Origin of the sequence: uncultured Croceicoccus sp. (assembly GCF_947496385.1) — a bacterium.
Classification (GTDB): Bacteria; Pseudomonadota; Alphaproteobacteria; order Sphingomonadales; family Sphingomonadaceae; genus Croceicoccus.
In genome coordinates this window covers 1-11,867 of sequence record NZ_CANMCP010000022.1, presented here as the reverse complement: position 1 = coordinate 11,867, position 11,867 = coordinate 1, and the positions used below count along the sequence as shown (strand labels likewise).

Annotated in this window: 13 protein-coding genes and 2 pseudogenes; 8 read left to right on the top strand and 7 right to left on the bottom strand. The window is 55.8% G+C overall.

Annotation, left to right across the window (positions count from 1 at the left end; all coding sequences use genetic code 11):
- Positions 1 to 127: 127 nt before the first annotated feature.
- The 6 genes and pseudogenes from Q0897_RS15545 (at position 128) to Q0897_RS15525 (ending at position 3,678) form a co-directional block, all read left to right on the top strand.
- Positions 128 to 676, top strand: a complete 549-nt coding sequence (locus Q0897_RS15545; protein ID WP_299310286.1) for a YetF domain-containing protein — start codon at positions 128 to 130, stop codon at positions 674 to 676.
- 174 nt (positions 677 to 850) lie between these two features.
- Complete coding sequence (locus Q0897_RS15540) at positions 851 to 1,072, top strand: hypothetical protein (protein ID WP_299310285.1); 222 nt, start codon at positions 851 to 853, stop codon at positions 1,070 to 1,072.
- Between the two features lie 46 nt (positions 1,073 to 1,118).
- Entirely contained in the window at positions 1,119 to 1,484 is a 366-nt protein-coding gene (locus tag Q0897_RS15535; protein WP_299310284.1) for a DUF202 domain-containing protein, read from the top strand.
- Between the two features lie 43 nt (positions 1,485 to 1,527).
- Complete coding sequence (locus tag Q0897_RS16165) at positions 1,528 to 1,992, top strand: cation:proton antiporter (RefSeq protein WP_366519948.1); 465 nt, start codon at positions 1,528 to 1,530, stop codon at positions 1,990 to 1,992.
- A gap of 39 nt (positions 1,993 to 2,031) precedes the next feature.
- Positions 2,032 to 2,802: pseudogene (locus Q0897_RS16160) on the top strand (cation:proton antiporter); the annotation flags it as partial.
- Between the two features lie 132 nt (positions 2,803 to 2,934).
- Entirely contained in the window at positions 2,935 to 3,678 is a 744-nt protein-coding gene (locus Q0897_RS15525; protein WP_299310283.1) for a Crp/Fnr family transcriptional regulator, read from the top strand.
- Here the strand turns inward: Q0897_RS15525 and Q0897_RS15520 are convergent.
- Complete coding sequence (locus tag Q0897_RS15520) at positions 3,666 to 4,721, bottom strand: glycosyltransferase family 4 protein (protein WP_299310282.1); 1,056 nt, start codon at positions 4,719 to 4,721, stop codon at positions 3,666 to 3,668. The two genes, Q0897_RS15525 and Q0897_RS15520, sit on opposite strands and share 13 nt — an antisense overlap.
- A 69-nt stretch (positions 4,722 to 4,790) precedes the next feature.
- Here Q0897_RS15520 and Q0897_RS15515 point away from each other — a divergent pair, with 69 nt between their 5' ends.
- Entirely contained in the window at positions 4,791 to 6,833 is a 2,043-nt protein-coding gene (locus Q0897_RS15515) for an HAD-IIB family hydrolase (protein WP_299310281.1), read from the top strand.
- A complete protein-coding gene (locus Q0897_RS15510; RefSeq protein ID WP_299310280.1) occupies positions 6,830 to 7,720 on the top strand; it encodes a glycosyltransferase family 2 protein in 891 nt (296 codons plus the stop codon). Before Q0897_RS15515 ends, Q0897_RS15510 begins: the two co-directional genes overlap by 4 nt.
- Here the strand turns inward: Q0897_RS15510 and Q0897_RS15505 are convergent.
- The 6 genes and pseudogenes from Q0897_RS15505 to Q0897_RS15480 form a co-directional block, all read right to left on the bottom strand.
- Positions 7,713 to 8,816, bottom strand: a complete 1,104-nt coding sequence (locus Q0897_RS15505; protein ID WP_299310279.1) for a glycosyltransferase — start codon at positions 8,814 to 8,816, stop codon at positions 7,713 to 7,715. The two genes, Q0897_RS15510 and Q0897_RS15505, sit on opposite strands and share 8 nt — an antisense overlap.
- Positions 8,817 to 8,875: 59 nt before the next feature.
- Positions 8,876 to 9,367 carry a hypothetical protein gene (locus Q0897_RS15500; RefSeq protein WP_299310278.1) on the bottom strand — a complete coding sequence of 164 codons (492 nt, stop codon included), beginning with the start codon at positions 9,365 to 9,367 and terminating at the stop codon, positions 8,876 to 8,878.
- Positions 9,364 to 9,642, bottom strand: a complete 279-nt coding sequence (locus Q0897_RS15495) for a hypothetical protein (protein ID WP_299310277.1) — start codon at positions 9,640 to 9,642, stop codon at positions 9,364 to 9,366. The genes Q0897_RS15500 and Q0897_RS15495 overlap by 4 nt, the downstream gene beginning before the upstream one ends.
- Positions 9,639 to 10,262 carry an urea carboxylase-associated family protein gene (locus Q0897_RS15490; protein WP_299310276.1) on the bottom strand — a complete coding sequence of 208 codons (624 nt, stop codon included), beginning with the start codon at positions 10,260 to 10,262 and terminating at the stop codon, positions 9,639 to 9,641. Before Q0897_RS15490 ends, Q0897_RS15495 begins: the two co-directional genes overlap by 4 nt.
- Complete coding sequence (gene gntA / locus Q0897_RS15485) at positions 10,235 to 10,903, bottom strand: guanitoxin biosynthesis heme-dependent pre-guanitoxin N-hydroxylase GntA (RefSeq protein WP_299310287.1); 669 nt, start codon at positions 10,901 to 10,903, stop codon at positions 10,235 to 10,237. Before gntA ends, Q0897_RS15490 begins: the two co-directional genes overlap by 28 nt.
- 274 nt (positions 10,904 to 11,177) lie before the next feature.
- Positions 11,178 to 11,867 (bottom strand): annotated as a pseudogene (locus tag Q0897_RS15480) (IS3 family transposase); the annotation flags it as partial.

Below are 11,867 nucleotides of genomic sequence, written 5' to 3'. Positions count from 1 at the left end.
CTGCTGCGCCGACCGCCGGGTCCGGCTCCGATCTTTCGGACCAACATTTATCAACTCGGTGTCAATCGACGAACGCTAGAGCAATTGCGCAATAGATGCAGAAACCCAATCAGAAGGAGCTACGGCCATGACCGGAGACATCAACACGTGGTTCAACAGTGTGAACCGCCTGGAAGATATTCTGCTTTCGGCAACGGTGATTTATCTGGCGATCATCATTCTCGTACGAATTTCGGGGAAACGCACCACTTCGCAGATGAACAATTTCGACTGGATTATAACTGTGGCTCTGGGCGGTCTGGTTACATCTGGCATACTTCTCGAAAACGTCTCGGTCGCAGACGCTTTGGTGGCAGCCTCATGGCTCATGCTCCTCCAATGGCTGATGACGAGCATCGTGCTGAGAAGCGATATGGTCGCCAACCTTATTAAGGCGAGGCCAACCCTCTTGGTTGATAACGGCAATTATCTGCGCGACAACATGCGGAAGGAACGCATCAGTGACGCGGAAATCATGGGCGCATTGCGCGAAAACGGTTTGCACGAGATCGGCCAGGCTAAGTGGGTCATTCTGGAAACCGATGCCAGTTTCAGCGTTATCGCCGATAGTGACGAGCGGCCCGAAGAACCGCAAATTCTTGCCAATGTCGGTGGCCGTCCGCAGGCAACCGGATAGTTAGTTCTACTAATTTGAGAAGCACCCATAATGACAATGGCCCTACTTTGGAGCCAGACTTTCGTCTCCGACGTATTCAGCGTCCGAGGCGAACATGCTGATTGATAAATGTTACTCCAAAGAAACTGGATAGCTATCTTCGCGTTCTCAAATCGTTCGCGAAAGGAAATCGACATGCTGATGAGACTCGCCGCCTTGGGCGCACTGGGGTATTTCGGATATCGTCAATTCTCGAAGAAACGAAGCTCGCCAGCCTACGCTAAAGGGGAACCCGAAGATGGTGTACGCAACGCCGGTCCAGAAGCAACCCGCGATGAGACTAAGGAAAATTGGGACGAAACCGACCAGGCTCTGGACGAGAGTTTTCCGGCAAGCGATCCGCCAGCGAAGTACTGAATGAATTCCAAGCAGCAGGCGATCAACGTTCTTGCGGAGCAATCCATTGGCGTCGGGTGAAGATCTCAGCGAACAGCGCACCGACTTAGCCGAAGACCGGACGATCCTTGCGAATGAACGCACCTTTGCAGGATGGATGCGCACCGGCATGGCTGCGGTCGGTATTGGCTTGGCCTTCAATGCGGTCTTCACGAAGATCGAACCGGCATGGGTGGCACGTGCGATTGCCAGCGTTTTTATTGTCGTCGGCATTATCATTTTCTACCTTGCCGAGAACAAGGCGTGCAGCGTGATCGAACGTATGGATCCGCACGAGATCGAGCCGATCAAGCAGTTCAATATGAAGCTTATCGCTAGCCTAATGTCCCTTGCAGCCGTCTTGCTGCTCATCGCGATCTGGCTTTTGATGTGACGGTGTTCCGCATTGTCGCATTTCAGTTCATACGCTTACAGTGATGGACGAACCCTTCTTCGCTTTCGCACCTTACGACGTCCTGCTTGCGGGATGCGGTCTAGCGATTGTCTTTGCCTATTGGCTTCCACGATGTTTCTCAGGTCGCGAACCAGCAGCTTCCGGACTGTTGATCCTCGGTGGACTGGCGGTCTTCGGTCTTTTGCCAGGCGTACCGGAGGCCTTCAGCCCGCTTGATCGGCCCGTTTTTTGGGAATTTGCGTCCGAACTTGCTGTTATCATAGCGCTGTTTGGAACGGGCCTTCGGCTCGATCGCATTGCCGATTTTGCTAAATGGTCGCCTGCAATGAGGCTGCTGTTGATAGCGATGCCTTTGTGCATTTTGGCGGTGGCCTTTGGCGGAATGCTGATCGGTATGACACTAGCTGGTGCAGTGTTGCTCGCAGCGGTTCTGGTGCCAACCGATCCCGTGCTCGCTGCCGATGTTCAGGTGGGTCCGCCGCGCTAGGGTGGCGAACATCCAGTACGCTTTGCGCTAACGACCGAAGCGGGCCTGAATGATGGACTGGCGTTCCCATTCGTCTATCTCGGCATTTTCCTTGTTGCCGCGACAGGCACGGCCGACGAGTGGCTATGGAAATGGTTCGGGCTGTACGTCATTTACAAGATAGTGATCGGCACTCTCGCTGGACTTGTCGCTGGATGGCTTCTGGACAAGGTATTGTTCGCCCTCCCCCGCAACAATCCGCTTGCAACAACGTCCTCGGGCGTGATTGCGTTTGCCGCCGTCCTTCTGACCTACGGCGCGACAGAATTGATTGAAGGATATGGGTTCATTGCAGCGTTTGCGATGGGACTTATTTTGCGGCGCGCGGAATCAGATCATGATTATCACACGCGCCTACATAGCTTTTCAGAAGCACTCGAGCATGCGTTGACAGCAATTCTGTTGGTCCTGCTCGGCGGTGCTCTGCCGGTGCTATGGCCCTACCTCGATTGGCCTCATGCGCTGCTCGGCTGCGCGCTCATCTTTCTCATTCGGCCAGCGACGGGGATGGTATCGCTGTTCGGCAGCGATCTATCTCTTCGGCAACGAGCGATCATCTCCTTTTATGGTGTGCGCGGGCTGGGCTCGATCTATTATCTCGCTTATGCTGGAGGACAGCTCGATCTTGTCGATGAAGGCGAATTGTGGGCAACGGTCGGTTTCACGATCCTTCTTTCCACGCTCGTTCATGGCTTCACTGCAGGGGCGGTGGTTTCCAAAGCCACAAACACCGCGCATCAATGGTTATTGGGTCGGCCGCTCAAATCGTGACCCTTGCTAGAATCGACAAACATAAGCATGAGGATCTGCAACTTGCGAACCAGACATATCAACGGCTGACCAATGACATAGCGATCCCAAAACGCGAACTGACGCAATCTGATCCGCCACTAAAGGATTGCCATGCTCACCAAATTGTTTCTGAAGGGTCGCCTAAGGCACGACTTACGCGATGAGGAAAAATGCGCTTTGGAAAATGCGGTGGCTCGCACCGTCGATTTAGAACCGCGAAGGACACTCGTTCAACGCGGAGAGCGGATCGAGAGCTCCTACTTCATCGTCGAAGGCGCCATGCTCCGGTATTTGGACGACCAGAAAGGCGAGCGACAACTGGTCGGGGTAAATGTCGTCGGAGATTTCGTCGATCTCCACGGCTTTGCCATGAAGCGTCTGGACCATTCGGTCGGGACACTGGACGCTGTGAAAGTGGCGCAGGTGCCGCATAAAGCAATCGCAGAGCTAGTGGATCAGTATCCACATCTTGGACGAGTTATGTGGTTTTCCACCATGCTCGATGCTGCCATGCATCGAACATGGATATTCCGGCTTGGTCGGCTTAACGCGGAGGGACGCATTGCGCATCTCGTCTGCGAGCTAATCGAGCGATTGAGGCTAGTCGGGCGCTATGACGGGCAGAATTTCCCGATACCCTTGCTGCAACGCGATTTCGCCGAAGCGTGCGGCATTACCACAGTGCATGCCAATCGCAGCTTTCGTACGCTGCGCGAGCGCGGTCTGCTCATCGCACAAGGTGACGGCGAAATAGAAATTCTCGATGAAGTTGGCTTGTGCAAGTTGGCACAATTCTCGCCCGATTATCTCTATGGTAAAGGTGAACTTGCTCTTGATGGCCTCTATGATCGCTGAGCGAGTACGTCTCGATAAATATCGATGGTTTCACGCGCCATTCGCGTTGAGGAGAAGCGCTCCTCAAACCGCCCGCGGATTTGCTGCCTGTCGAGCTCCTGAACCTTTTCGATCGCGCGCTCCGCTTCTTCGATCGAGTTCACGACATACCCGGTAAGACCATCTTCGACGATTTCGTTAGCGCTGCCTCGGTTCCATGCAATAACCGGCGTCCCGCAGGCCATCGCTTCGATCATCACCAGGCCAAATGGCTCGGGCCAGTCGATTGGGAAGATAAACGCCATTGCATCGCCTAAGAGGGATTGCTTTTGTGCGTCATCTACGCTGCCAATGTGCTCAATGGTTTTGCCAAGATGCGGCGCGACTTTTTGGACGAAATAGTCTGGGTTGCCCGGATCGATCGGCCCGGCGAGCTTTAGCGGGAGCGCGGAATTGTGCGCGACCTGAATGGCTCGATCTGGACGCTTCTGGTCGGTCATGCGGCCTAGAAAGGCGAGATAGCGACCTGAGCCTTCGCCTCGCGTATAACGATCCTTCGGCAGCCCATGATGGACAATGCCGGCGAGCGAGGAGTGCGGCACCGCGCGGGACTGGTCGTGCGAAATGGCGATGATCTTCTCCCTGGGAAAAGCGCGGAAGTGTTCGACATGATCTGGTTCGTCCGCACGCCAATGGATAGTGCGCACCGCCGGAACATCGAGAACAGCGCAAACTCCGCTCGCATGAGCGCTTCCATGCAGGTGAAGAATATCGAAGTCGCGCGCGTAGCGCACGAGATCGCACAGCTGCTGCGCTTCCAGTTCAGCCGGTAACCCCGGCGGTGCCTCTGCAACGTTTTCTTTGTATGCGGATACCGAGGAATAGTCGCCGGTCAACTGCGCGCGCTCAATCTTGCAATCGGCGGGTCCGAACACGGTTACATCATGATCGCGTGTCTGCTCACGCACCAGATCGGCGATGACCCTTTCGGTTCCTCCATATTGTTTAGGTGGGACCGGATATATGACCGGCGCGATATGCGCGATCTTTAGGCGATGTAACATTTATTACTCGATTCATTAGAAACGAGAATGGGTTACGCCAGTTAGACCCCCTGTGAAAGGTGGTTCTGGATGTTTGTTTGCCATATCGCGTTGCAGGGATGTCTAACCCTTACCGATGTTCCTTATGGCATTACCGCTGATACAGGCGGGCATATCAAATATCTGCTTGAGCTTGCTGAGACGAGCGCACTGGACCCGGAAATTGACCGGATCGATATCGTCACGCGTGGGTTTGAAGATTCCGCATTTTCCGATGAGTTTGCCCCCGGTTCAGGCGAGATCCGCGGCGACATTCGGCTTGTGCGGCTTGCCGATGGCTACGAAGGTTACCTAACAAAAGAGGAACTGCACGAACAGCACGAAGCGCTGTGCAAGGCCTTTCTCGACTATCTGAAAAGCTGTCCGAAGCTACCCGACATCATTCATGCACATTATGCCGATGCTGGTGTTCTCGCGCGAGCAGCGTTTGAGGAACTGGGCATCCCCTATGTTTTTACCGCCCATTCCTTGGGAGCGGTAAAGCGTCAGGCCAATGGCACGACAAGTGCCGAACTCGAGCGGCGCATCGAAATCGAAGAGAGAGTGCTTGAAAAGGCGAGCGGCATCATTTCGAGCTCGCGGGACGAAGCGGAAGCCCAGTACGCCCACTACTCGAAGATAGAAAGCGGCCGCATTCGCGTCATCCCGCCTGGCTGCGACTTGGAACGGTTCAAGAATGCGCCTGTGAGCGACAAGGTCCGCAGCGATGTTGCAAGATTTCTATGCGATCTTGAGAAACCCATCATCCTCGCGATCGCGCGGCCTGTACGTAAGAAGAACCTGGTCGCGCTCGTTGAAGCTTATGCTGCACACTCGGAACTGCGCGAACGCGCAAACTTAGTTATTGTTGCTGGGTGCCGGTCACAGCTATCGGAACTCGAACAGGAATGCCGCGAGGTGATCGAAGAGCTTATCGCCGCGGTCGAAACCCACGACCTTTACGGCCATGTGGCTTATCCAAAGAGCCATGAACCAAGCGACATACCGGCTTATTACGCGCTCGCGAGAGAAAGCGGCGGGGTGTTCGTCAATCCGGCGTTGAACGAACCCTTTGGGCTGACTTTGCTCGAAGCAGCCGCTTCGCATCTTCCGGTGGTGGCAACCGATAGTGGGGGTCCCAATGATATCATTGAGCGGTGTAAAAATGGCGTATTGGTTCGGCCGACCGATCGCAGCGCGATTGCAGACGCGTGCTTTTCGATCATGACAGATCGTAGAAGCTGGATTCGCTATGCCTCTGCCGGCGGCGACGCAGCGAGTGCTTATGATTGGCAAGCGCATTGCCGCATCTATCACCGATTGCTGAACGATCTGGTTTCGCCCCTGCAGAAGGTACCCTCATGGGGCCGGCTTTTGGTCTGCGACATTGACAATACGCTGCTGGGCGACCGCGAGGCTTTGCGCGAATTTCTTCGGTGGCAGACCGAGAACAGCGAGAATATTGCGCTGGGCATTGCAACAGGCCGCAGCTTCCACAGCGCTCAAGCTATTCTTGCCGCGGAAGGGGTTCCCAACCCCGATGTCATCATCAGCGGAGTCGGTACGGCGATCCACTGGTACGATCGGGAGCGTCGCTATTTTGTCGAAGATGAAGCTTGGAAGGCCGGACTCGCGCGCGACTGGGACCACGAACGGGTGCACGATGTTGCGACAAGACTAAACTTGCGGTCGCAGGCTTTGCTCGAGCAGAAAGTCGGCAAAGCCAGTTTCTTCACGGGCGAGCTTTCAACAGATGAAATTCGCGCTGCCTTCGATAAAGAAGGTTTGGCGGTCGAAATCATTGCCAGCCATGGTCGGTATCTGGATATCCTTCCGCGTGGCGGGGGAAAGCAAGCGGCCGTTGTCCACGCTGCAGCTCGATTGGGGCTGACCCAGTCAAGAGTTGTTGTGGCTGGTGATAGCGGTAACGATCGTTCAATGCTCGTTGCCTGTCCTCATCCGGTGATCGTTGGAAACTGGTCGGACGGCCTGGGCGAAGATCCCGCTCTGTCCCATGCGTTCGTCGCGTCGAAAACCCATGCCGCCGGGGTTCTCGAAGGCGTGCGTCACTACCAAGCAGCTGGCAGCTGGTGAGCAATTACCGGTCTTTATCGATCCTGACGCTTATTCGCGGACGCCAGGATCATTTCGACCATATGCTTGCAGGCCTGGCGTCGCAAACTCGCCAACCCGACGAGATCGTCGTCGCCTATATGCAGGACGAGCCCCCTACACTTCCGGAAAAGGCGGTTTGTCCGATCCGATGCGTTCATGTGCCAGGCGATCCGCTACCCCTAGCCAAGGCACGAAACAAAGCAGCCAAGGCGGCTAGCGGAGATATCCTCGCATTTCTCGATGTCGATTGCATTCCCGATCCGGAATTTGTTCGCCGCGTGGATGAAGCATTCGATGAGGATTGGTCGGGGGTCTATCTCCCGGAAGTAAGATATCTTCCCGCCTGCAAAAATGGTTGGTTCAGCGCTTACGATCCCAAACCTGACTATTCTCGGTTGGTGCAAGAAGCGGTGAGACATCCCGCCAAGCCCGAAGTGTTCAACAAGGCAACCATGCCAATCGACGATTACGGCGAGCTATGGGGACTGGCTTTCGCGCTCAGTTTCAACACCTGGCGCAACGCGGACGGAATGGACGAAGCCTATGTCGGCTACGGCGCTGAAGAAACCGATTTTGCTGAGCGGCTCGCAGCTATTGAAGCGCCGTTATTTTGGCTTGGCGGCACGCTCTGCTTTCACCAGCATCACGCCGTACACAAACCCCCTCTGCAACATTTTCAATCTATCGTGCGCAACGCGCAGCTTTTTCGCGAGCGTTGGGGCAAGTGGTGCATGGACTATTGGCTCGACGATTTCGAAAGACGCGGCCTAATCACGCGGTATGACGATGCGATAGAGGTACGTCGCGAACCGAGCGCGCAGGAGGTCGAGGCTACCAAGCAGGGGTCGGACATTCGCTTTAGCTAGCGGTCCAGTACTCCTTGGCTTTCGCCTCCAACCATTCCGCAGCTCGTCGCGCTGCATCCGGCTCGTGAAGTTGCGCCAGATTGGCCGTATCTAGATTATCTGTAGCAGCAAGCGCTTCCTTCCACTCCGGAATCGACGCTGGCCAGGTTTCGCGATAGATCGCTCCCCCGACCCGGTCGAGTTCGATCGCTTTGCGGCGCTGTTCATCGAAATAGCGCCACTCAGGAATGCAGAGAAACGGTTTGGCGAACCGTGCAATCTCATGCACGGTGTTGTCGCCGGCCGAGGCGACGACGCGATCGGCTGCGGCAAGATACTCGTTCAGATTGTCGATCCAGCCAAGCTGGCGCAAATTCCCGAAATCGGTCTCATGTCCCTCTTTGTGCAGGGCCCCCGCTATGAGCCATAGCGCATCGGGTTCGGCCCGAGCGGCCACCGTTAAAGGCGCATAGGGAGTCCCCGACCCACCGCCCCCTGCAATCACCAAAGTAATCGATTTGTCAGTTGGAAGACCAAGCCTCTCGCGTGCCAGTTCGCGCTCAAGCACTGAACCGTCGGTCGTACACAGTCCGCCGGTGTAATAGGTGCGCTCACGTGCCCAGGCAGGATAGTCTTCCTGCTCGATCACTTCATCGAAGGGGGCGAGCATACCTACCGAAGCCTCGTAAGCGGCCAGATGTCCCGTATCATTGCGAGAGCCATGCATGCGGATCGAAATGGCCGGAACGCTCATAATCCGCGCCAGTAGGGCAATTTCGGCCGAAACATCGATGACGAAGAGCGCAGGATCAACTTCGCCAAGGGTATTGGCAATGATCCGCATGTGCTGACGCATCTCGTCGACGCCCAATGGCACACAATGCATAATTGATGGTGTCGGCTCTTCGTGAAGCGCGTTGCTGCGCGAAGGCGCTCCGATCATATCAGGCAGCTGCGTGATCTTTGAATGGCGCGGCATGTCGTCGAATTGGTCGGGCTTCGCGGTGAGAATGTGAAGCGGGCGGTCGTGAGGAATGTACGCCGCAATAGCCATAATCCGATTGGCATGGCCACGCCCCTGGTGATGCGCGAAGAAGACGAGCGGGCGTTTAGTCATGAAGCATTCCGGAAAGCATTTGAGTTTCAGCGGCCATAAAGCTCATAGTGGTATGCCGTTCAGACGTCGTCATGAGGCGTGATCTTCACAATAAGCGTTCGGATGGCGGTAAACAGCAGCGCGACCATAGCGACAAGCATGGCGCTCAGAATTACGACCAGCCCGTAGAGAACCTTGTAAAGGCTCGGGAACCAGACCGATGGTATTTCATCGAACTCGCCAATCGGCATAGTCATCAGCAGCAGCATCACGACTGAGCCACCCAGTAGGAAGGCGCTGAGTAAACTGATGTGATAGACGCGCTTGTACATCGATTGGTCGAACTCGGAATCGACCCGCCGAACAAGCCCTAGAAGAGTCAGCATTAGTGCCATTGTTGTTGCTGAACTCGCTGCGATTGCGCTGCCGAGATAAAGCGCCGGCGAACTCAGCGCTTCGATCATCTCGCGCGCATGAAGCGAGGAGTAGATAGCCCCGTTCGCAAAATGGCCGCCAATACCCACTGCCAAAACCAACCCTGCAGCAAGAATGGCTATCCAGGCCGACTTCATGCAGGCTTCCTTTCGGTCGATCCTGCATCAGGTTCTGCTCGAATCAGGTAGCGATAGACGCCCCACAGATTGATCGCCAGAAGGCAAATATTCTGCCATCCGATGCCCTCGGCGTCTTCGCTCATAAAAGCCCACACTATTAATGCGGCTGAAGATGTAACGAAGAGTACGAACGCCCAGCACGATATCCGGGTGGAGATATTGGACGCAACGACAAGCGCGGCGACAACCGCTGAAATCGCGCCATACCACTCGAGAATATCGAGGAAGTTCATTGCAGCGGCTTGCCCGGTTCGATGCGATAATCGATTGGTTTGAAGCTGCCGCCATTCGAAGCATAGGCCGAACATGCCGTCAGTCCGATGATCAGGTCGATATTCGCGCGAAAGCGAATGAAGTCGCCTGGTTTGCTGAGCGGCGGCAATACTTCGATCGTACCGGATGAGGATACCGGCACGTTCATAAAGATATTGAACGCGGTCGGTATCTGATCTTCGTCGATACCATATGGCTTGAGCGCAGCGGCCAGGTTTCCAAAGCAACCACGATGAGCGGGTTTGTCCGGGTAGAAATGTGAAAAGGTGTTTTTCGAACACGGGGTGAGCAGAAAATCGTGTTTGCCTACCGTGTCGTCCTCGATAGCAAGCATGATGCGCGAGCGGTTCGACCACAGGCGCGATCCGATTCCGAGATCGATAGTCTCTTCGTAATCGAAGGTGCGCCCATTGGAGAGCCATTCGCGTGGATCTTCGGCTGCAAAGGCGACGAGATCGCTCACCTGCGATCCCTCCGGATCGAACACGGTCAGAGCGTCTCCAGCGCGGAGCTCGAAAGCTACACCAGTACGCGGTTCGATCCGCTCTTTCTTTATTGTCTCGGATCTTTGAACGGACATTCCCAATCTTCCCCCACTATTCGCCCACTGTATTGACGCGCTTCGCTCGCTTCCCCGTGCCGGGCAAGCATTGGATTAATCGACCCGGCGAGTTGTTTGTCACGCTGAAGAATAGCTTTGCGAAGCTTTTCATAGCGCTGTTCGGCTCGTAGCCGCTCGAACTGATCGTGTAGATTGAACACGAGCGTCGGATATCGCATGCGCCGCGCGGGGCGCGAGGCGTTAGGGTGCATTCCGACTACGAAATATGCCCTGCCCCCAAAGCTCAACGAAAAATGCGGATCGCTCGGATCGCTGCTGACGCTCGGATCATAGCGCTGCCCACGCCACCCATCTTTAGCCGCGAGAGAAGACAATCGCTCCCACATTGCTGATTCGAACGCTTCTTCGTTTAGGTCCAAAGGACCGGAAAAGACCACCACGAAACTGCGAAGTCCGCTTGGGTCATTCTCATAGAGATCGCGCCAGCGAAGCAAACCCTCATGGATCGAAACATCGTCCCATGCGCTTGTCAGCTGCCAAGCCGATCGTACCTCAAGTAGCCCGGAATTGAGCGCGGACTTAGCGCCGACGCAGGGAAAATTTTGGTCTTCAATATGCGCCTGAAGAGACGAAACCAGTGGCTCCGCATTGACTTCCATTGGCCCCCATTCACGTTGACGCAGCTTACCCATGCGAGCTCTACGCGCATGTACCGCTTAAGTTTCTCCAACATAACAAAGATCACACGATTTTTCGGTCCGAAATCTCCCCGAGTTGGTAGTCGCCTAGGGGAACATGCGAAGAACAAATGAGGCGGTTCATGATCCGGCGAGTTCAAGTCTACGGTCAGCGTTGCAGCGGTACGAACGCGCTGATCGAATTAATCGAAGCCAATTTCCCCTGACGTGACCCCCAGCTTTCCCCCAGCTGGGATTAGAGCCGGACCGCGTTGTTGCGCATGAGCGCGGTTGAAGCAATGGGCTGCGTAGCGGAGCCCGTAGGGCGTAGCGAAGCAGGCCATTGCTTATCCAGTTTGGCGGCGAACGCCGCCGGAGTGTCGTAGTCGAGGGAGGAGTGCGGTCGCTCCCGATTGTAGTCATCCACCCAGGCCGCGATCTCGACACGGGCATGGGCCAGGCTCATGAACAGCGTCTCGTTGAGAAGCTCGTCGCGCATGCGACCGTTGAAGCTCTCGACGTAGCCATTCTGCATCGGCCTTCCCGGCGCGGTGTAATGCCACTCCACGCCGATCTCACCGCACCATGCCAGCACCGCATTGCTCGTGAGTTCTGTCCCATTGTCGCTGACGCCCCGCCGGACGATCAGTTCTGTCAGCTCGCGAACAACACAGCGACCGGAGATCGAGGTGTCCGGCACCGCTGCCAGGCACTCCCGGTTCACGTCATCGACCACGTTGAGCACCCGGAACCGCCTGCCCGACGCTATCTGGTCGTGCACGAAGTCCAGGCTCCAGCGCTAGTTCGGCAAGGCCAGCACCGGAGCAGGAGCTCTGGTCCCGACAGCGCGCCTGCGGCTTCGTCGTCGCCTGACCGCCAACCCTTCCTCCTTGTAGAGGCGCTGGGTCTTCTTCCGGTTGATCATGATCCCCTCCCGGCGCAGCAA